Origin of the sequence: Klebsiella sp. BIGb0407, from assembly GCF_024807845.1 — a bacterium.
GTDB lineage: Bacteria > Pseudomonadota > Gammaproteobacteria > Enterobacterales > Enterobacteriaceae > JGM124.
The window spans coordinates 98711-119580 of sequence record NZ_JANUEQ010000006.1 but is presented as its reverse complement, the minus strand read 5'-3'; the positions used below and the strand labels follow the sequence as shown (position 1 = coordinate 119580).

19 protein-coding genes are annotated in these 20870 nt (G+C 45.9%); 7 read left to right on the top strand and 12 right to left on the bottom strand.

Annotation, left to right across the window (positions count from 1 at the left end; translation table 11 throughout):
• Window positions 1-1545, bottom strand: coding sequence for a hypothetical protein (locus tag M2387_RS17775; protein WP_259051294.1), 1545 nt, complete (start codon window positions 1543-1545; stop codon window positions 1-3).
• A 252-nt stretch (window positions 1546-1797) separates the two neighbouring features.
• Window positions 1798-2271 (bottom strand): protein CreA, encoded by a 474-nt coding sequence (creA, locus tag M2387_RS17770; protein ID WP_259051293.1) that lies wholly within the window; start codon window positions 2269-2271, stop codon window positions 1798-1800.
• A gap of 205 nt (window positions 2272-2476) precedes the next feature.
• On the opposite strand from creA, the gene robA reads away from it, so the two are divergent.
• Complete coding sequence (gene robA / locus M2387_RS17765; RefSeq protein ID WP_259051291.1) at window positions 2477-3346, top strand: MDR efflux pump AcrAB transcriptional activator RobA; 870 nt, start codon at window positions 2477-2479, stop codon at window positions 3344-3346.
• On the opposite strand, the gene gpmB is transcribed toward robA, so the two are convergent.
• A complete protein-coding gene (gpmB, locus tag M2387_RS17760; protein WP_259051289.1) occupies window positions 3343-3990 on the bottom strand; it encodes a 2,3-diphosphoglycerate-dependent phosphoglycerate mutase GpmB in 648 nt (215 codons plus the stop codon). The genes robA and gpmB overlap by 4 nt on opposite strands.
• A 51-nt stretch (window positions 3991-4041) precedes the next feature.
• Here gpmB and yjjX point away from each other — a divergent pair, with 51 nt between their 5' ends.
• Window positions 4042-4560 (top strand): inosine/xanthosine triphosphatase, encoded by a 519-nt coding sequence (gene yjjX, locus M2387_RS17755; RefSeq protein ID WP_259051287.1) that lies wholly within the window; start codon window positions 4042-4044, stop codon window positions 4558-4560.
• Between the two features lie 75 nt (window positions 4561-4635).
• Here the strand turns inward: yjjX and M2387_RS17750 are convergent, their stop codons facing one another.
• The 3 genes from M2387_RS17750 to sltY all read right to left on the bottom strand — a co-directional run bounded on the left by M2387_RS17750 (window position 4636) and on the right by sltY (window position 8267).
• Window positions 4636-5514 carry a helix-turn-helix domain-containing protein gene (locus M2387_RS17750; protein ID WP_259051285.1) on the bottom strand — a complete coding sequence of 293 codons (879 nt, stop codon included), beginning with the start codon at window positions 5512-5514 and terminating at the stop codon, window positions 4636-4638.
• A 484-nt stretch (window positions 5515-5998) separates the two neighbouring features.
• Entirely contained in the window at window positions 5999-6334 is a 336-nt protein-coding gene (gene trpR / locus M2387_RS17745) for a trp operon repressor (RefSeq protein WP_259051284.1), read from the bottom strand.
• Between the two features lie 55 nt (window positions 6335-6389).
• Complete coding sequence (gene sltY / locus M2387_RS17740) at window positions 6390-8267, bottom strand: murein transglycosylase (RefSeq protein ID WP_409040080.1); 1878 nt, start codon at window positions 8265-8267, stop codon at window positions 6390-6392.
• A 300-nt stretch (window positions 8268-8567) separates the two neighbouring features.
• Between sltY and ettA the strand changes: the two genes are divergently transcribed.
• Window positions 8568-10235, top strand: coding sequence for an energy-dependent translational throttle protein EttA (gene ettA / locus M2387_RS17735; RefSeq protein WP_259051282.1), 1668 nt, complete (start codon window positions 8568-8570; stop codon window positions 10233-10235).
• Between the two features lie 104 nt (window positions 10236-10339).
• On the opposite strand, the gene M2387_RS17730 is transcribed toward ettA, so the two are convergent.
• Both M2387_RS17730 and M2387_RS17725 read right to left on the bottom strand, forming a co-directional pair.
• Entirely contained in the window at window positions 10340-10642 is a 303-nt protein-coding gene (locus M2387_RS17730; protein ID WP_259051281.1) for a hypothetical protein, read from the bottom strand.
• Between the two features lie 70 nt (window positions 10643-10712).
• Window positions 10713-11045, bottom strand: a complete 333-nt coding sequence (locus M2387_RS17725; protein ID WP_259051280.1) for a hypothetical protein — start codon at window positions 11043-11045, stop codon at window positions 10713-10715.
• A gap of 546 nt (window positions 11046-11591) precedes the next feature.
• Here M2387_RS17725 and M2387_RS17720 point away from each other — a divergent pair.
• Genes M2387_RS17720 through M2387_RS17710 form a run of 3 tightly spaced genes read left to right on the top strand, consistent with a single transcriptional unit; the run spans window position 11592 to window position 15291 of the window.
• Window positions 11592-12950 (top strand): MFS transporter, encoded by a 1359-nt coding sequence (locus M2387_RS17720; protein WP_259051279.1) that lies wholly within the window; start codon window positions 11592-11594, stop codon window positions 12948-12950.
• Between the two features lie 44 nt (window positions 12951-12994).
• A complete protein-coding gene (locus tag M2387_RS17715; protein WP_259051278.1) occupies window positions 12995-14350 on the top strand; it encodes an NAD(P)H-dependent oxidoreductase in 1356 nt (451 codons plus the stop codon).
• Between the two features lie 56 nt (window positions 14351-14406).
• Window positions 14407-15291 (top strand): NAD(P)-dependent oxidoreductase, encoded by an 885-nt coding sequence (locus M2387_RS17710; RefSeq protein WP_259051276.1) that lies wholly within the window; start codon window positions 14407-14409, stop codon window positions 15289-15291.
• Here the strand turns inward: M2387_RS17710 and M2387_RS17705 are convergent.
• The 4 genes from M2387_RS17705 to serB form a co-directional block, all read right to left on the bottom strand.
• Window positions 15284-16288, bottom strand: a complete 1005-nt coding sequence (locus tag M2387_RS17705; protein WP_259051275.1) for a LacI family DNA-binding transcriptional regulator — start codon at window positions 16286-16288, stop codon at window positions 15284-15286. The two genes, M2387_RS17710 and M2387_RS17705, sit on opposite strands and share 8 nt — an antisense overlap.
• A gap of 47 nt (window positions 16289-16335) precedes the next feature.
• Window positions 16336-17565: a multifunctional transcriptional regulator/nicotinamide-nucleotide adenylyltransferase/ribosylnicotinamide kinase NadR gene (gene nadR / locus M2387_RS17700; RefSeq protein ID WP_259051274.1), complete on the bottom strand. Its 1230-nt coding sequence runs from the start codon at window positions 17563-17565 to the stop codon at window positions 16336-16338.
• 164 nt (window positions 17566-17729) lie between these two features.
• Window positions 17730-19112 carry a DNA repair protein RadA gene (gene radA / locus M2387_RS17695; protein ID WP_259051273.1) on the bottom strand — a complete coding sequence of 461 codons (1383 nt, stop codon included), beginning with the start codon at window positions 19110-19112 and terminating at the stop codon, window positions 17730-17732.
• Between the two features lie 11 nt (window positions 19113-19123).
• Entirely contained in the window at window positions 19124-20101 is a 978-nt protein-coding gene (gene serB, locus M2387_RS17690) for a phosphoserine phosphatase (RefSeq protein WP_259051272.1), read from the bottom strand.
• 106 nt (window positions 20102-20207) lie between these two features.
• Here serB and M2387_RS17685 point away from each other — a divergent pair, with 106 nt between their 5' ends.
• Complete coding sequence (locus M2387_RS17685; protein ID WP_259051271.1) at window positions 20208-20846, top strand: YtjB family periplasmic protein; 639 nt, start codon at window positions 20208-20210, stop codon at window positions 20844-20846.
• Window positions 20847-20870: the final 24 nt, after the last annotated feature.

Below are 20870 nucleotides of genomic sequence, written 5' to 3'. Positions count from 1 at the left end.
TCAGTTACTCAACGCAACAGATGCCTCAATAACTTTGTTATATGCTTGTGCAACAGCCACCCCCCCTAGTGAGCTTGATGATTTTATTCCATTGAATGACAATGGCTTAAAATTTCCCTCGGTCATAAAGCCAAATACTGAATAAGCTTCATTGAAAGAATGACCACCGCTGTAGCTAAGCCACGATGCGGTCGCGAGTTTGGCTTCATCAAGAGGAAAATTATCATCCCGTAACCGCAGATACTGAAACAGAAAATGTAAAACGTTAGCGGAACCGGAAATGCCGATACCAATCGCCCTTTCGTTAGCTAAAGCGGCAGCATCATGTTCAGTTAATGCGACTCCTGCACTTGGGCATAAATACTCATCGATGGGACGGATTCCAAATCCCGGGTTACCTTCATTTTTAGCAGGGTGATATTTTTGCCAGGGAAGAAGCAATCCATAAGCCGTCGTAAATGAACTTTTTTTTTCACTCAAAGGTTTGAGAAATTGCCTTTGTGGCATAATTTTATTTATATAGTGTTTTGTTGCTATATTCTTTATATCACGAGTCCCCTCAGATAAAACAATATATTTTACAGCTACAGACAATATTAAAGGAACAGAGTTCGTTCCTTTAAATTCAATCATGTCAATAAAACATGGTGGCTTCTTATTAACAATGAATCTATTGGCATGATATAAAGAAGAACGCCATAATGGTGGGTCTTTACACATGTTTTTTGCCACTTCGGTACAAAGAGCAATTTGTTGATGTTCAGACATATTTGAGAAATTATCCAGAATAAATTCACTAACAATATCACGTACTTTTAGCATTCCGGAATCAGGGTTATGAATAATATATTTTGAAAGTTCTGTTTCAAATAGTCGTCCATAGTAATTATCATTTCGTTTAGTGACAAAGAAGTCTTTTTCTAATGTATCGACAATGCTATCAATTTCAAGAATGATACTTTTAGATTCACTGATTTTTATTTTTATTAATTCAACCGTATTGTAAAGTGATTGCTTAGATAATGATCCATCCAGCCAGGTAGATTTAATCAACTCTTCTATCTCATGCTTATTGACTAGCTCAACACCCGCTTTATTTATTAACCCACCAATATCAATAATAGTTTCACCTGGCGTCCTGATACGTTCCTTCATTATCTGCGGCGTTTCAGCCAATGGTTTTATTCTGTTTTTAATCAATAGATTAAACTGTTTCCTGGTAATATCCTTACTCATTATGGAGGTTATTTCTCCAGTACTATTAAATTCTATTTTCCCTTGGAATTTTTGTACTGTTTTAGGATGGATGGTTATGCCAATCAACCGCGAATATTCTTGAAAATCCATTTTCTCATTTTTTATTTTATTAAAAAAACGGTTAAAAAAACCATTCCCTCTTGATTTTATTGGTTGGTTTATTGTAGAAAATGATGACCCTGGAGAGTTTTGTATTTTTATTATTGTTTGTACTGAGTCATCACTATGATTTAATTTCAGATTCTTATTAATATCCTGTTGTATTCGTTCCGGATATAATTTCAACATCAATAACACCTCACTTTATATTTATTAGCATATATAGCTATAATTACTCATGAGCAAATATTTATCATATTGATAGTTATGATTATATCAAAAATCAATGAATTATACAGTCAGTACAGAATCGTTCATCTGAGAAGTCACTGCGCAGATAAAAAGACGAATAGATATTATTATCATCAGTTATGACAATTTTAATTTAAAAAAGCACCCCGCTAAAATCTACTCTTTATCAGGGTGCCTGTTATTCAGATATCAATTACTCCAGGGAATAATTGGCACCGCACTCAGTGCATTTTTTGGCGAACCATCAATAATTTTATCTGAATAGCTCAGGTAAATAAGTGTATTACGCTTAGCGTCGTAAAACCGCACTACTTGCAGCTTTTTAAAAATAAACGAAGTACGCTGGCGGAATACGACATCGCCATCTGATTTACCCTTCTTAATTTTATCCGCTAGCTCAATCGGCCCCACTTGCTGGCAAGAAATCGCAGCATCTGAGGTATCTTCAGCCAGGCCCAATCCGCCTTTGATCCCGCCAGTTTTAGCCCGACTGATATAGCAAGTGACATTTTTGATATCAGGATCATCAAAAGCATCAATAACAATTTTATGATCGGGCCCTAATAGCTTAAATGCAGTATCCACTGAGCCAACTTGTTCAGCAAAAGCCAGTGAACTGCACACCATCAAACTTCCAAAAATCGCTAATGCCTTAAGATTCATAGTATTACCATAGTTTATTCTTTTTAGATATGCGTTAGATATAGTAAAAAATTCTTTAATTAACAATAGTCCTTATCAGATTTTTATTGATCCAAGTAAAGAAGCACATCTTGTTAAACAAAAGTTGCCCCGAAAAAAGCAGAAAAAATGCTATCATCCACCTCCTTTAGTCAGGTCACTGTCAGGTTAAGGATAAGAGGTTTTTATGGATCAAGCAGGGATCATCCGTGATCTACTCTCCTGGCTGGAAAGCCATCTGGATAAGCCACTCTCAATTGATAATGTGGCAGCCAGAGCCGGATACTCCAAATGGCATTTACAGAGAATGTTTAAAGAAGTAACGGGACAAGCTATTGGGGCTTATATTCGTGGCCGCCGTCTGTCAAAATCGGCTGTTGCTTTACGCCTGACGGCACGTCCTATACTTGATATCGCCTTACAGTATCGTTTTGACTCGCAGCAAACATTTACTCGCGCCTTTAAAAGACAATTTGCTCTGACGCCTGCTTTCTATCGACGATCTGCTGACTGGAGTGCTTTTGGTATCTGCCCGCCGTTACAGCTGGATGGCTTCACCCCACCAGAGGCAAAATTTATTACCTTGCCAGAAATTCATCTGACCGGTACAACCCGTAGCTACAACTGTACTCTGGAAGAAATTTCAGATTCTCGTCATGAAATGCGCCTTCAGTTCTGGACTAAATTCCTGAGTCATTCCCCTAAAATACCCAAAGTGCTGTATGGGCTACATGATGTTCAGGTGAGTAACGAAAAAGATGATGAGCAAGAAATTTTTTATACCACAGCGCTGATGACAGAGAATGTCACCGCAGCATTACCTGATGCGCATCCGGTGCTGCTAAAAGGTGGCGATTATGTTCAGTTTGACTATCAGGGCCCAGTGACTGGGTTTCAGGAGTTTATCCTGACGCTTTATGGTACCTGTATGCCGATGCTTAATCTGACGCGTCGGCAGGGGCAGGATATTGAATGCTTCTTCCCGGAAAAAGATGTCAGGGACGAGAAACCACCTACGGAGATCCGTTGTGAGTACCTCATCCCAATAAAGCGTTAGCGCTGAAGTTCATCAAGAGCAGGGGCATCAAGATGCGCGGTGTCGCCTGCGGTTTCGACAACCCAGCCAGGAGCCAGCCATGAACTTTCCTGGTAATCCAGGCGTGAAATAGAACAGTTACGCAGACGTAAACGCCGTTCAGCCGATGCGGGTAAACCAAGAATAGTACTGATAAGACAGCCCAGAGCCATCCCATGACTGACCAGTAACGGACGGCTACCAGCAGGAAGTTCAAGGCACGCACTCAGCGCCCCATTCATGCGGTTACCCATCTCAAGCATGCTTTCACCTTCAGGAATACGTCCGTCAGGGGAGCCATCTACCAGACTACGGCGCCAACCCTCTTCTTCTGCGGTCAGCGAGTCCAACAGGCGACGTTCGAGTACTCCCATATCCAGCTCACGCAAGCGCGGGTCAAGAACCACCGTTAAACCACAAGCCGCCGCAATAATTTCAGCCGTTTGCTGGGTTCTTCCTAAATCGCTGGAAATAATATGGGTAATATTAAGCTCTTTAGCACGTCTGGCGACGAGCCGGGCCTGGTGTTCTCCATGCTCCGTCAATGCACTGTTTGACTGGCCTTGAAGACGACGTTCTGCGTTCCAGAGCGTTTCACCGTGACGAACAAGGTATACCTGTGCCATGCGTTTTATCCGTTATACTACGATGTAAAATATGAGAGGTTCTTATCTATTATGTACCATGTAGCCTGTGCGACAACCAATCCTGCTAAAATTCAGTCAGTTTTGCTGGCCTTCACTCATATTTATGGTGACGATTCGTGCCATATAGAGTCTGTTGCTGTAGACAGTAATGTCCCGGAGCAACCTTTCGGAAGTCAGCAAACTAAAACTGGCGCACAAAACCGTGTCAATAATGCTCGTAAATTAAAACCTGATGCTGATTTCTGGGTTGCTATTGAAGCCGGTATTGATGAAGGAAGCACCTTTAGCTGGGTAATTATCGAAAATGCCCACCAGCATGGTGAGGCTCGTTCTGCTACCTTACCCCTGCCTGAGGTTATTCTACAAAATGTCAGTACAGAAAACACCCTCGGTATGGTGATCTCCCGGTACAGTGGAATCGAAAAAATTGGCCGTAAAGAAGGTGCCATAGGGATATTTACCGCAGGTCACCTCACCCGCAGTAGTGTCTATTATCAGGCGGTGATGCTGGCGCTCAGCCCATTCCATAATGAGATTTATCGCCGTTAGGAAGTTTCGCTATTGGGTTTAAATACAGACAGCCAATGAACATTAATAAATGACTGTCTGATCGCCAATCATACATTAAGCCGCAACAAATAAGTCTATAAAATTTTTCTTAATAATTGTCTTATTTTTATTAAGAAAATACATATTGATATTTATTTTTATATCACGACCATTCAATTTAAACGGGCTTTTTTTAATGTCATTGAGATCCTCAGGAGTGGATTCCTTTGTTGATCTACAAATGATACCTATCGCCTCACCACGTTCGATACTGGAACGATAATTCATAATATCATGGGCAATAATGACCTCTGTGTTTTTATTGAGATTATTATTTTTAAATATTTCTTCGCACCAATTAATTTGTATATTACTTAAATAACCCGATAACAAACCCGATATGATAATTTTATTGACATTATTACCCCTCTGTTTTCCTTTTAGGATATTGATGCCCATACCCGTATAGGTAAAACATGTCACCAGGTTTTCATCAAATAACAAATCATTATTCGACAATATAATATCTGTGTTTGTTAATAATTTAGCCGTAATATCACCATAAAAATAATTACATGTCAGAGTCTCAATGGCATCGACATTAAAAAATGAGGATTCAGAGATGAAATCAACGGTACCAAACTCAACGCTAATATTAAATTTGTTTTTTTTATCTGCTTTTCTAATGCTATGACACTTACTTAAATAAACATTCTCCAGATTGGCCATATCATTATAATAAGGCAATATGGCATTATATATCGCCTCCCCTTCCTTAGTTAAACTGATACCATCTCTTCCTCTCAGAAACAGACTGCAACCTATTTTGTCTTCAAGTATTCTAATCCTTCTGGACAAAGGTGATTCAGTAATAAAAAGCTGTCTGGCACTGTCTTTCATTGATTTATTATTTGCGGTAACGATGAATGAACGTAGCAGATTTGAAATAAACATAAGTATTCCTTTTTTAGATTACTCAATTATTCGTTATTTTCATCCCTGACGTGGATACACTATACATTTTCATTTGAGATAATAAGTTTACTACCGCAGATAACATCCTTATTAAATGAACATATTATTCATTATTAAAAATGTTGAATACCCAGAAAAGCCCCTACATTTTTCTAATATACAGGACAGACGTGTTGCTCACCCTGAGAATAAAAACATCAGGTTATAAAATTTAGATGCTGTTAGTAACATCACTGATAAAACCGAATTCAATCAGCATCAAAACCATTTGGTTTTTTGTTTATTTACAGGCTCTATCTTGAATACCATGTGAACAAAAACAAGTCAAATAAATCCAAATATTTTCTGCAGGCATCAAGATAAATGGCCTGTAAAAGCAGGTATCATCCACGACGGTGCCTGTTATCTAGAATTGACTGGCGCTGAGTCCGTTCAGCAATGAGATTTACGTTGTTAACGCAGTTTAAGGCGCTTTGTCATTTTGCAGTAAAACTTGCTCAAGCCAAGTACGCAACTCAGGAGGCGCAGACTTAAGACTGTTTGAGCCGCGGGTAATAGTTGCAATACCTGCGCCCAGCTCGTTTTTCAGTTCACGCTGGCTCAGGCTACCACGCAGTAGTTCTTCAATAATACGAACACGCGTGCCCAGAGCTGTACGTTCATCTGGCGTCAAAAATAGAGTCAAAAACGGCAGATGGAGCTGGTTGTCGAAACTTTGTTGCATCAGTTCAACGAAACGAAGCCACTCCTGGTTACTTTGTTCGGCCTGTTCCGCTGAATATTGAGAGAGCTGAGTCATATTAGGCCACCATACTATTTAACTAGTACGGTAGCATAACATAATCTTCTCGTAATCAATAACGCCGTTGCCACTCATTCTCAGCCATTATCTGATATGGCTGTCCGAGAAAATAGCGATAGTAAGCATCATAGGCGAGGACATTCTTCACATAACCGCGCGTCTCAGAAAACGGAATACTTTCGATAAAAGCGATGGCATCTATTCTGCCAGCACTGTTACCCAGCCAGGTATTAACTCGTCCCGGACCGGCATTGTAAGCAGCGGCTGCAAAGATACGGTTGTTTTCAAATCGTCCGAAAACATGTTGCAAGTAGGAAGTACCGATATTGATATTGGTCAGCGGATCCAGTAACTGAGCCGGATTGCTATAGCCAGTAATGTTGAATATTTTTACGGTATCTTTTGCCGTTGCTGGCATCACTTGCATTAGCCCACTGGCACCGACAGGAGAACGAACTTTCGGGTTCCATGCACTTTCCTGACGCGCTATCGCCATCGCAAAACTTTGTGAAACCGTTTTATCTTTTAGAAAACCGGCGAATAATTCTTTATAAGCCAGCGGGAAACGCTCTTCGAGATGATCCCATAACTTACCGGCTATCGTTGCCTGTACACTCAGATCCCACCAGTCCTGATCGAAAGCGTACCGTGCCAGTCCGGCTTGTTCCTGGGGAGTACGGCTGGTTATTAAATTTGCCCATTCACTACGGGCAGTATTGTCTAACCCCCAGAACATTAACTCACGTACTCTCGCCATTTCAGGACCTTGCACTAAGGTAGGATCCGCTTTACCGGCATTATCAACACGCAGACTATACTTCTCACCTAAACGTTGTGCCGCTACCATCGGATAGAAGCCACGCTGCTGCATCAGCGCTCTTAAGATCTCCTTCGCATCTTTATCACGCCCGCGTTCCAGCAACAAATCGGCTTGCCAGTAACGCCACTCATCTTTCTCCTTGGCTTCCATTGGCAGGCGTGCCAGCCAGGTATTCAGACCATTACTGTCTCCTGAGCCTAATGCCATACGAACCCGGCGTTCAATCAGAGTGGTCGATCCCGACCGCATAATCACTTTATCACGCCATTCCGCCTGCTCTGGTGTCGCGTCATTTCCCATCAGCCGCCAGGCAATAATATCATTCAGTTCCTGAACCTGCTCTTCGGTGAACTTCTGGGCCGTTTGCAGCGCCGGGATAATCAGACGTGCATTATCAACATCAAGTCGTGCCAGCTGGCTGAAAGTCGTTATCACCGCCTGACGGGTGAAATCGGTGGGTGTGGTATTGCGTGCAAAATCCAGAACCGTAGTGGGTTTCTTTTGCAGATCAATAATAGCCGTCGTCAAGGCGAGATCGGTGGCAGGTAATTGCTGTGCCAGTGAGGTAACCAGCGTACTGTTCCCGCCTTTCATTGCCAGACGTATACGTTCCATAAAAACATCAAGTGGCTGCTGGCCTGAGGCACGCCAGGCAGAGAATAATCTGTCGCAACTTGCTGGCAGATTTCGGCCTGTCAGCCACAGTGTTTTGGCTCCCTCCCAGGCAGCAGCTGTGTCACCGGTATTCCACTTAGCATTGTAGTAATTACACTGCGCATCGACCGTAGTCGGCGGCTGCGGACTGAAAGCCAGTAATCCACGCCAGTCCTGGCGACGAGCCAGTTCATTAACAAAACGCGGAACCAGATTCCGGGCGGGCGGTAATGTGGGGTGGGCCTGAATAAACTGAGAAACAGCAATCGCCGGTTCATTCATTAAATTACCGGATAATTGCCGATATTCCAGATACGGATACAACGGATAGTCACGTAGTGTAGGCAGTAACTGCTCCACCACATTCATCTGTTTGTTGTCCCAGGCTTGTTTAATTTCTGAGTAGCGAATACGTTGTTCCGCTAAAGAGTCAGCGCGTACAGAGCCGCTCAACATAATAAGGCTGATGCCTGTAGCCAGACAATGCCATGCTATTTTTCTCGCTTTCAAGACCTGCTCTCCTCGTTTCTGACAACATCATGTCCGTGCAAAATTAATATACCCTAAATCATTCAAGTTGCCTGTAAACACCAGGTAAAGCTTGCCAGTCACAGCCATAGACCCGGTGATTTGCCATGTTTCGCCAAAGTAACGCTCAGGCAGGCCGGGGAAGGCTGGGATTAGTGCTTGAAAACAGCTACACTTCCCAATGATTATTCATCATCTTACTTCTTCATTAAGAGGCAAAGTCGCACTGTGGCTCAATTCGTTTATACCATGCATCGTGTCGGCAAAGTTGTCCCGCCGAAACGCCATATTTTAAAAAATATTTCGCTCAGTTTTTTCCCGGGTGCCAAAATCGGCGTACTGGGACTGAACGGTTCCGGTAAATCCACACTCTTACGTATTATGGCGGGTATCGATACCGATATTGAAGGTGAAGCTCGCCCACAGCCAGGTCTTAAAATTGGTTATTTACCACAGGAACCTCAGCTGAATCATGAACACACTGTTCGTGAGTCAGTCGAAGAGGCGGTATCTGAAGTGGTTAACGCTCTGAAGCGTCTGGACGAAGTCTATGCCCTGTATGCCGCACCTGATGCTGACTTTGATAAACTGGCAGCAGAGCAAGGCAAACTCGAAGAGATAATCCAGGCTCATGATGGCCATAATCTGAATGTTCAGCTGGAACGTGCTGCAGATGCACTGCGTTTACCAGACTGGGATGCCAGCATTGCCACCTTATCAGGGGGTGAGCGTCGCCGTGTTGCACTGTGCCGACTGCTGCTGGAAAAACCAGATATGCTGCTGCTGGACGAACCAACGAACCACTTGGATGCTGAATCCGTGGCATGGCTGGAACGCTTCCTGCACGACTTTGAAGGTACCGTTGTGGCAATTACCCACGACCGCTACTTCCTCGACAACGTCGCCGGTTGGATCCTCGAGCTTGACCGTGGGGAAGGTATTCCATGGGAAGGTAACTACTCTTCATGGCTTGAGCAAAAAGATCAGCGTCTGGCACAGGAAGCTTCTCAGGAAGCCGCTCGTCGTAAGTCAATAGAGAAAGAGCTGGAGTGGGTTCGTCAGGGTGCAAAAGGACGTCAGTCTAAAGGTAAAGCACGTCTGGCACGTTTTGAAGAACTCAACAGTACTGAGTACCAGAAACGTAACGAAACCAACGAACTGTTTATTCCACCGGGCCCACGCCTGGGGGATAAAGTCGTTGAAGTTAGCAACCTGCGTAAGTCTTACGGCGACCGCCTGCTGATTGATGACCTCTCCTTCTCAGTACCGAAAGGAGCGATTGTCGGCATCATCGGTCCGAACGGTGCCGGTAAATCTACTCTGTTCCGTATGATGTCAGGCCAGGAACAAGCAGATAGCGGTACTATTGATCTGGGTGAAACCGTAAAACTGGCTTCGGTCGATCAGTTCCGTGATTCGATGAACAACAGCAAAACTGTCTGGGAGGAAGTTTCTGGCGGGCTGGATATCATGCGGGTCGGTAACACTGAAATGCCAAGCCGTGCTTATGTCGGACGCTTTAACTTCAAAGGCGTTGATCAGGGTAAACGCGTTGGCGAATTGTCCGGTGGTGAGCGTGGTCGTCTGCATCTGGCGAAACTGCTGCAAGTCGGTGGCAACATGTTACTGCTCGATGAGCCCACCAACGACCTGGATATCGAAACCTTACGCGCGCTGGAAAACGCCCTGCTTGAGTTCCCTGGCTGTGCCATGGTTATCTCGCACGACCGTTGGTTCCTTGACCGTATCGCAACGCATATCCTCGACTACCAGGATGAAGGGAAAGTTGAATTCTTCGAAGGTAACTTTACCGAATACGAAGAGTACAAAAAACGTACCCTGGGTGCTGATGCCCTGGAACCTAAGCGTATCAAGTACAAACGTATTACGAAATAATAGTTAAATTAATCTAATGACTAAAAGCAGAAAACTATCCTCTGCTTTTAGTCATAAAATATAACCTTGATATACAATAATTATTATTGTTTCAATCAGATATTTCAGGACCTGGTAAACCACCAGCGATCACCATTATCATACCTCGACATAGTAACTTCTGAATTATTCTTTTCAAGATAATCAATCATCATTAAAAAAGCATCATATTTTTTAGTTTTCATCAGAGTATAATGAAAATTAATTTCTTTAGGTTTTAGTTTAGTTAACCTCGTATGTGCACCTTTATTTTTTGCAGAAATTATTGTTCTTGCAAAATTAATATTCTCATCACTATCAAGGGCAAGTCGAAATGCAGAGTCACTACTCTTTAATACCGCTGCACGAAAAAAATCCACTATTTGCACAATGTCACATCCTTATAATATATACGCTATTTCGTTCTTATAACTGTTTCCTTCGCGAAAATTTCACTGGTTAATATACATCATTATTTAATATGTACTTACCTTCGCAACTTAACCCCATAGCTGCACTATAATAGCCAGGGTAGTATCTGGCTGATTCCATTGCTTTAATATAATCAATCTTATCTAAAAAGCTGCCATACTGCCTTACTTTTAGTAACGTATAATAATAATCAGTATCTTTAGAATGTAATTTGGCTAATCGAGAATGTGCATTTTCACTTTTAGCAGATATTATTCTATTTGCAAAATCTACATTCTTAGGGCTGGCAAGAGCAAGTTGAAATGCAGAGTAACTACTATTTAAAACTGAAGCACGAAAAAACCCCATGGTTTGCAACATAGTATATCCTTATAATATAAATTAAAAATGAAATTATTTCTTAATATTACATTCCTATGACATGAAAAAATTAATATATTCTTCCCTGTCATCGTCAGGAAAGATTAATTTATACCCTGATAATATTCTACAATAAAACATCAATATGATAATTAATAATAAAATAACTCTTTTATCGCTCAATGATTTATTCGAAATTATTAATATGTGTAAATATAGTACTTTGTTGTATTCTAAATTTATTATTCTATTACAGTGATTGTCGAAACTTTATTGCGAGTCTGACATTGGTTGCAGATCTACATAACCAGATGAGAACTAGCTGTAAGCCGCCACCTGCCAAATAACGATTTAATGACCTGTGGATCTCACACACGTTAACTGAGTCACATTTTATTAACATTGCCTTCATACCCTCTTGACTAACCGCTGCTGTTTCATGAAACTCAAACAAAAGTAAAACGTTTTACTTTTTTAATCGAACGTCGCGGTATCTATGTATTTTCCGTGATATTTCAGGATGTTGTAACACTACTGGGATAGATCATGAAACACGTTGAAGAATACGATAACTCACTGGCTGGCACCAGTGCCACGCCGAAACATCCTGAGCCAGAAATATCAGCGCTGGCCAGTGGAGCTATAAGAAAAGCACAAATGAGGTTAATGCCACTGATCCTGATGATGTATCTGTTGGCGTTTATCGACAGATCCAATATCGGCATGGCGGCATTAACCATGAATACCTATTTGGGTCTGACGCCACAGCAGTTTGGTTTTGCCGTCGGGATATTTTCTTTTGGTTATATCCTGTTTGAAATCCCCAGTAATGTCTTGCTGGAACGCTATGGCGCTCGTTTCTGGTTAGCCAGGATAATGGTTACCTGGGGCCTGATTTCGATGGCAATGGCTTTCGCCCAGGGAGTGGTCAGTCTGAGCATATTACGCTTTCTGTTAGGGGTAGCTGAGGCAGGACTGGCGCCTGGAATTGTTTTTTATCTTACAACCTGGTTCCCAAAGAAAGAGCTGGCCAAAGTCTTTTCCATCTATTACCTGGGCGTCCCACTTGCAGCGATTATCGCTAACCCATTATCCGGTTTTATTCTTGATAACTTCCGTGATGTCGGCGGGCTACAGAGCTGGCAATGGTTATTCTTAATCGAAGGCTGCCCGCCGGTTCTCTTAGCCATTGTTGTCTATCGCCATCTGACCGATAAACCGGCTAAAGCCACCTGGCTCACACCAGAGGAACGTCAGGCCTATCAGGACCTGATGGAAAAAGAGCAAAAAAATACTAAATCCCTCGGGCATTCTGGCCTGAAAGAAATGTTTAAAGACCGCCGGGTCTGGATCTTAGGTATGGCTTACTGCTTTACGGTAATTGGTTTAACCGGTCTCGGTTTCTGGATGCCTCAGTTTATCAAACGCTTTGAATACTCAGATACCCTGGTCGGACTGCTCGGTACTATTCCCTATATTGTGGGTGCGTTTGTGATGTGCTGGTGGTCAAGACGCTCTGACAGAGCCAACGAACGTACCTGGCATTTTATTCTGCCTTCCATCGTCTTTTCCGCAGGATTCGTGATAGCCGCTGTCAGCGATTCACCGGTGATATCGATGCTGGGGTTGACCATTTCGACTGCCGGAATGCTGTCATGTGTTCCGGTGTTCTATACCTTACCGGCTTCTTTCCTGACCAACCAGGGGGCTGCGGGTGGTCTGGCGCTGATTAACTCGATTGGCAATATCGGCGGATTCTTTGGTCCCTTCCTGGTGGGGCTCACTATCTCTCTTACCGGTAAATCACAGAACGGTCTCTATCTGTTATCGATTCTGGTACTGGTTTCCCCTCTGATGATTTACCTCCTGAGTCGAAGTCGTAGTCAGGTTGCTGGCTGGCGTTAAATTCAACACATTCACCATACATTACATATCTTTAGGAGTAGAAAATGAACTTAGCAGCATTATTAGCTGAACGTGCCTGTGCCGTAAAATCAGGATCTGCCCAACCGGTTCGCGTCGGTATCGTCGGAGCCGGAAAATTCGGGTCGATGGTTCTGGCCCAGTTGCGTCATCTTGATGGCGTCCAGGTGGTTGCCGTTGCCGACCTTGATACCACTAAAGCCCGCGCCGCACTCGCACGTGTCGGCTGGCCGGAACATCAGTACCAGGCGCTGAGTATCGAAGCGGCGCTACGCAATGGTACAACCTGTGTGGTGGAGGATGCAGAGCTCCTGTTCCGCGCCGAACAGATCGACTGTATTGTTGAAGCAACGGGACATCCACTGGCAGGTACCCGCCATGCACTGAGTGCCGTTGAGCAGGGTAAACATGTGGTGATGGTGAACGTTGAAGCCGATGTGCTATGCGGCCCGTTGATTGCTGAGCGCGCCCGCCAAAATGGTGTGATTTACAGCATGGCCTATGGCGATCAGCCCGCGATTATCTGTGAGTTAGTGGACTGGGCTCGAGCCTGTGGCTTTGAAATTACCGCCGCCGGTAAAGGGATGAACTTTGAACCTCGCTATCGCTATTCCACTCCCGATACCGTCTGGGGATTCTTTGGCTGGAGCGATGAAGAGGTCAAAGCGGGTGACTTCAACCCGAAAATGTATAACTCCTTCACTGATGGCACCAAAGCCGCTATTGAAATGGCAGCCGTGGCAAACGCCACCGGGCTGGACTGTCCCGATAATGGCCTGGCTTTCCCACCTGCTGGCGTACATGACCTGGCACGCGTATTTTCACCAGAGGCCGATGGCGGACGATTGAGCCGCAGTGGTCTGGTCGATATTGCCGCCAGCCAGGAACCAGATGGCCGTGAAGTTCTTAACAATATTCGCTACGGTGTATTCGTGATCTTTAAAGCGCGCGATGAATACAGTCGTGCCTGTTTTAAACAATACGGATTGCTGACTGACCCCACCGGCTGGTATGCCTCTATGTGGCGGCCTTTCCATCTTATCGGGCTGGAAACCAGCATCAGTATTCTTTCTGCGGTACTGCGTGGTGAAGCGACCGGTTCACCGCTGAGTTTCCGCGGAGATGCGGTGGCTATCGCCAAGCGCGATCTTAAAGCGGGTGAAATGCTGGATGGCGAAGGCGGATTCACCGTCTGGGCTGACGCGTTACCCGCCAGTATCAGCGTTGCTCAGGATCTGCTACCTATGGGTCTGGCACATCATGTTCGTCTGGTCAAAGATGTAGCAAAAGATAAGCCAGTTCGTTTCTCCGACGTACACTTTGATAATAATCTCGATATCGTTGAGCTGCGTAAGCAAATGGTTAGCCTGGCAGGTATCTAAACAACAAAATTCCTCGCGATGACGAAAGTTATCGCGAGGAATGTCAGGAGAATAACATGACATCACAAAAGCGTATCGGATTAGTCGGCACCGGGCTAATGGGCCAGCCAGTCGCTCGTCGTCTGGCCGCTGCGGGTTATGCTGTAACCGTATGGAACCGCTCTGAGAATAAAGCCCGGGAACTGAAAAAATATGGTGTGACAATCCTGACCTCTCCCGCCCAACTGGTGGCAGAGTGCGAGGTGATTATCTGCCTGTTAAGCGATGAGCATGCCTGCAATGAGGTTCTGTTCAATGAATCAACCCTCAAGGCTATCGCGCAAAACAGTACCCTCATTATGATGAGTACTCTGTCACCTGAAATCGTTATCGGGCAACAGAAAAAAGCGTCCGCAGTACGCGTCAATTACATTGATATGCCGGTCTCAGGCGGGACTCGCGGGGCTGAAAATGGCACCCTGTCGCTGATGGCTGGAGGTAAAGCTGAACATATTGACTCGCTCCGACCTTTATTGTCGCATCTGGGCAAAGTCACTCGTGTCGGAGAGGTTGGTGCCGGCCAGCTAACCAAACTTGCTAACCAGATTATTGTGGCGGGTACGCTAAGCCTGTTGTCGGAAGCTTTTACTCTGGCACAACGTGGTGGAGCGGATCCGGTACGGGTACGCGAAGCATTGCTCGGTGGGCTTGCTGACTCCACCCTGCTACAGCAGCAAGGTGAACGTATGGTTTTGCACGATTTTACCGCGCGTGGCCCGGCAAAATGGCAGCTTAAAGATACGCGCAGCACTGTGGCACTGGCACAACAGCTGGGCCTGACCTTACCCGTCACTGAAACCGTTAATACCCTGTTCAGTCAGATGATTGAAGCGGGCGACGGAGAACTCGATCACTGCGCCATTATCAGGCAAATCCAGCGTCTGAATAACCTGCCTACTTAATACAGGCCACACTCTCCCGCTTAATCAGAATACTGTTAAGCTCACATGGCGTTGGGCTTTCAGCGGAAAGGCTTGCCAGAGCTTTATCCGCAAGCTCTGCCAGAGGGTGTTTAATAACGCTAATAGACGGGTTTAACAATCGGCTCCAGTGGCTGTCGTGATAAACAATCAGCGACAGATCCGCTGGAATACTGAGGTTAAGTTCCCGAATTCGCGACACAATCATTGGCGCGATCGAGGTATTACCAATAATGACCGCTGTAGGTGGTTCTGGTAGCGCGAGCAGTTCATCAAGCGCCTGGCTCGCGAGGGGATCGCGAAAATTCTTCACCACCGCGTACAGTGGATCCCAGTCGATCCCTAAGTCACTCAGCCCTTGCCGGAATCCTTTGAGTCTCTGAACAGAGGTCGAGGTATTTAGCGGACCACTAATCCAGCCAATACGCTGGTGTCCCTGCCCGACAAGATAAGTGGTCGCTTCACAAGCAGAGGCCTGATTGTTAAAACCCACCACCCGGGCCTGTTTCACCTCTTCCAGATAGCGATCGATAAAGACTACGGTAATTCCCATGTCCCCAATTGATTGCCACATATCGCTATTTTTGCTGGTTGGCGTGGCGATAATTGCCTGAACTCGCTTCTGCATCAGCATTTCCAGGCTCTCACGCTCAAGCTGTGGATCTTCCTGGGTAGTAACAAGGATAACGTTCATCGCCATTTCACTGGCGCGTCGGACAATAAGATCGGCAATTTCAGAGAAGAATTCGTTGGCGATATCAGCGACAACCAGACCAATAGTGTTATTCAGGCGGCTTTTTAGCTCACGCGCGGCGCTCTGCGGGCTGTAATTCAGAGTTTGAATAGCATTCAGTATACGCAGGCGGGTCTGTTCAGATACAGAACCGGTTCCCGGATTCAGAACCCGGGAAACAACTCCGATAGAGACTTCAGCCAGAGCAGCAACATCCTTAATGGTACTCTTCTTTTTAACAGTCAATCTGGCTCCCGATATCACGAATAGATGGTGCGCTCAAAGGACACGCCTCAATCTGCGTTGAGCATCTTTTTCACAAGCTCGACACAGCGCAGGAAACGGGAATCATAGTCAGATTCTTCGACATGAATAAAATCGACATTGTTTTCTTTAAGCATCTCGACCAGCAGGTTCTGAAACTCTTTTCTGTCAATATCACTTCCCAGACTGCGTAAACCATCCGCTACCCAGGGCGTGTTATTTTCCAGTAAGATAACCAGATCAAAAGGATATTCGTCGATCATCGCCTGAACAAAGGGGTGCTCACGACCTTCATATTTTTTGCAGAAGGCCTGAGTGGTGACAAAGTCAGTATCGATAAAGGTCACTTTACTGGCATGTTTTACCGCAAAGTCGATGTACTGCGCCTGCCCGATGGCTATCTTGTCATAGTCAGAATACTGCAGGGCCATTTCATCGCCACCGAGGTGGGAAAAGACATAGTCACGTCCATATTCCCAGGCACTGGTGGTATTAAATATATTGGCGAGTTTATTGACCATCCATGACTTACCGCTCGATTCCCCGCCGAGAATGGCCACGGTACGGACAAAGAAAGGTTTTACTTCGGTCGGGATATATTCCCAGTAGCGGAAGGGATCTTCGCGGATTTGTGCACCGCTGATATTCATAAAGGTGCGTTTAGGATCAATCAGGACGGTTTCAATCCCCAACTGCTTAGTAAACTGTGCGGCATCACTCTCTTCCGAGGTGTAGATACAGTCAGGGACAATGCCTTTACTTTCCATAAAGGCTTTAACCCCATGGCTCCAGACATCCCAGCCATGAGGATAAGGCTCCATTCCTTCTTCGTTAAAGGAATGGATGCGAATATTTTTTTGATATTTAAAGGTCTGTAGTAACCAGCGCAGACGATCGCCGGTGGTCGGCTGCTGTGACATCGCGCTGTCATCAAACAACGCCCGGTCACGAGGTTCATCATAACCCATGATGATATGGAGCTCGTCCACCTGGCTACAGGCGCGCTGGATAAGGTAAATATGGCCGGTATGGAGCGGGTAGAACTTACCGAATACCACGCCAATTTTTTTATCACGACGTGGAAACTCCAGCCCCAGGAAACGGTGCAAAGCTTCAAGCTTCTGTGCGCTCGGGCTTTTGATTTTCGCATTTAACAATTGGCTGAGGTAGCCTTTCGTCATCCCACTGGCATCCGCCACCTGCTGTAGTGTACTACCCTGTTGACGAATCGCTGTCTTGATATAGTCGAATGACGACATACGCTGCCTCCCAATGGCCGGGGTCCGGACAAACCTTTTCCAGACTTGCAAAATTCAAAGAAATCAGAATATTGATTTCATAAGCAGTGAAAATCTATACCCCAAATAATAGGGGTGAACGAACGCAGCCAACGTACAGGCAACTTGAAGTATGACGGGTATAATTATAAATCGTCAAACACCGAAAGTGCATCAGCCAGTTTTTTGACCGGGAAAATCTGCATGCCTTCAGGTATTTTTTTAGGCACATTGGCCTGGGGTACTATCGCCCGTTTAAACCCATGTTTTGCCGCTTCAGCAATACGTTCCTGGCCACTCGGCACCGGGCGAATTTCACCCGCCAGCCCGACTTCACCAAACACCACTAAGTCATGTGGCAGCGCGCGGTTACGTAAACTGGATACCATCGCCAGTAACAGAGCGAGGTCAGCACTGGTTTCTGAGACTTTTACGCCACCGACCACATTCACAAAGACGTCCTGATCGGCCATCTGTAAACCACCATGGCGGTGTAATACGGCGAGCAATATAGCCAGACGGTTCTGCTCAAGCCCCACCGCTACACGACGCGGATTCGACATCATCGACTGATCCACCAAGGCCTGAATTTCGACCAGCAAAGGTCGGGTCCCTTCCCAGACCACCATGACGGAGCTGCCCGGTGTGACTTCATCCCCGCGGCTGAGAAAAATAGCGGAAGGATTACTGACTTCCCGTAATCCCTGCTCTGTCATCGCAAAGACGCCAAGCTCATTCACTGCACCAAAGCGGTTTTTATGACTGCGCAAGGTACGAAAACGGGAATCGGCATCACCGTCCAGCATTACGGAACAGTCAATACAGTGTTCCAGCACTTTCGGTCCGGCCAGCGAGCCGTCTTTAGTGACATGGCCGACCATAATAATGGCCACACCTTTGGTTTTCGCAAAACGCGTCAGATAAGCGGCGGTTTCACGCACCTGGGCCACGCTCCCCGGAGATGACTGAACATCCGCCATATGCATAACCTGAATGGAGTCAATCACCATCAGTTTAGGCTGCTCTTCCTCTGCAATCATGCAGATTTGTTCAATACTGGTTTCTGACAGCATATTCAAATGCCCGGTAGGCAAGCCAAGCCGATGGGCACGCATCGCCACCTGCTGCAATGACTCCTCCCCCGTGACATACAGCGTTTTCATCTGTTCGCTGAGTTTACACAGGGTCTGTAGCAGTAAGGTGGATTTACCCGCACCCGGGCTACCACCAATCAGAATGGCACTACCGGGGACCACGCCCCCGCCCAGTACCCGGTCAAACTCTTTAAATCCACTGCTAAAACGTGGTAGTTCTTCGAGACTTATCTCAGAAAGCTTTTGTACCCGACTAACACCGGCATTGCCCGCATAGCCCGATAACCGTTCATTACGAGCAACCTGAGGAGAGGCGGCAATGCGCACTTCGGTAATGGTATTCCATGCCTGACAGGCACTACACTGCCCCTGCCAGCGTGGATAATCAGCACCACACTCGTTACAGACAAATGCGCGTTTTGGAGCTTTTGCCACCTGAATACCTCTTAACCTTCTTCCTGAATCAGACTACCCGAGAGAATGCAGAATACGCCCATAAGAGATGCATGGCGAATGGTCACTTCCGTTTTCTCATTCACTTTAGGCTTAGCGTGATAAGCAATACCCAGACCTGCCGCTTTAATCATCGGTAAGTCATTAGCCCCGTCACCGACGGCAACGGTTTGAGCGGCGGGAATACCATATTCTTCAGCCAGCCTCTGCAAGGTTTCGGCTTTAAAATTGGCATCGACGATTTGCCCCAGTACTTCACCGGTCAGTTTACCGTCAAGGATCTCCAGTTCATTCGCCACGACAGCATTTAACTGAAGCTCATCACGTAAATATTCAGCAAAGTAAGTAAAACCACCGGAAGCAATAGCCACTTTCCAGCCCAGTGCCTGTAGTTTTGACACTAAAGAACCGAGACCCGGCATTAAGGGCAGTGTATCCCGCACCTGGCGTAAGATATTCGCATCTGCATCTTTGAGGGTGCCAACGCGTTCACGCAGACTGGCGGTAAAATCCAGTTCGCCGCGCATTGCCCGTTCAGTAATATCGGAGACTTTTTCTCCGGTACCGGCAAGTTTTGCGATTTCATCGATACATTCGATTTGAATCGCCGTTGAGTCCATATCCATCACCAGCAGACCAGGCGTGCGTAAATGAGGAATTTTACCCAACGGGGCAACATCCATACCCATTTGATGTGCTAGCTTAGTCGCACGCGGTGTCAGGGTTCCAGCCAGACGAATGACCTGGTAGTCCTCTATGCGCCAGGCGCTGACAATCACCATCGCTGCACCCAGCTTGGTCTGATATTTGGTCAGGCAGGATTTATCCAGATTCTGTCCATAGAGTAACCAGCCAGTACGTCCGGCACGGTAGTCCAGTGGCATGACTTCATCACCACTCAGTGAAAGCGGCAATCCTGGCCACAAAGAAACATCGTCAGGTAGGTCGCACCAGGTCAAACTATTTAGCATTACGGCTCCAGTATCAGGCAAGGGAGGGGTAAAAACACCGCATGAGGCTACCTTGTCCGCCCGGCTTCTGGCAACATTAATGTCAGCAATTTTCTAAAGGTGCATCATGTCACGAATGAAATTTAGATTTCGCATACATAAAGCAGTGATTGTCTTATTCTGCCTGGCGCTGTTAGTTGCCCTGATGCAAGGCGCTTCCTGGTTCAGTCGGGGGAGCCAGCAAGCACGTACCGTTCAGCTCGAAGAACTGGCGCGTACCCTGGCACGTCAGGTCGCCTTTAACCTTATTCCGGCCATGAAAACCGAGAGTCCGGACGAAAAGCGTATTGAACTGGCACTCAATACCCTGACCAAAGATAGCCGAATACTCGACGCCGCTGTCTACGATACTTCCGGTAACCAAATAGCGCGATCCGGGGAATCCATTAATGTCCGTGACAGGCTGGCCCTGGACGGGCCGAAAGCGGGCAGCTACTTCAATAAACAAATTGTCTCCCCCATTGAAGACAGCAGCGGACCTCAGGGCTATCTGCGCCTGACGCTCGATACCCATACACTTGCCACAGAAGCCAAACAGGTGGATAACACCACCAATATTTTACGTCTGATGCTTCTGCTGGCCGTTGCCATCGGCATTATTCTGGCCCGGACCTTACTCGGGGGAAAACGAACGCGCTGGCAGCAATCCCCTTTCTTGCTCACAGCAAATACTAAGGTAAAAGAAGAAGACGACGAAAAGCACTAATATGTCACTATTAGCTCAATGCCC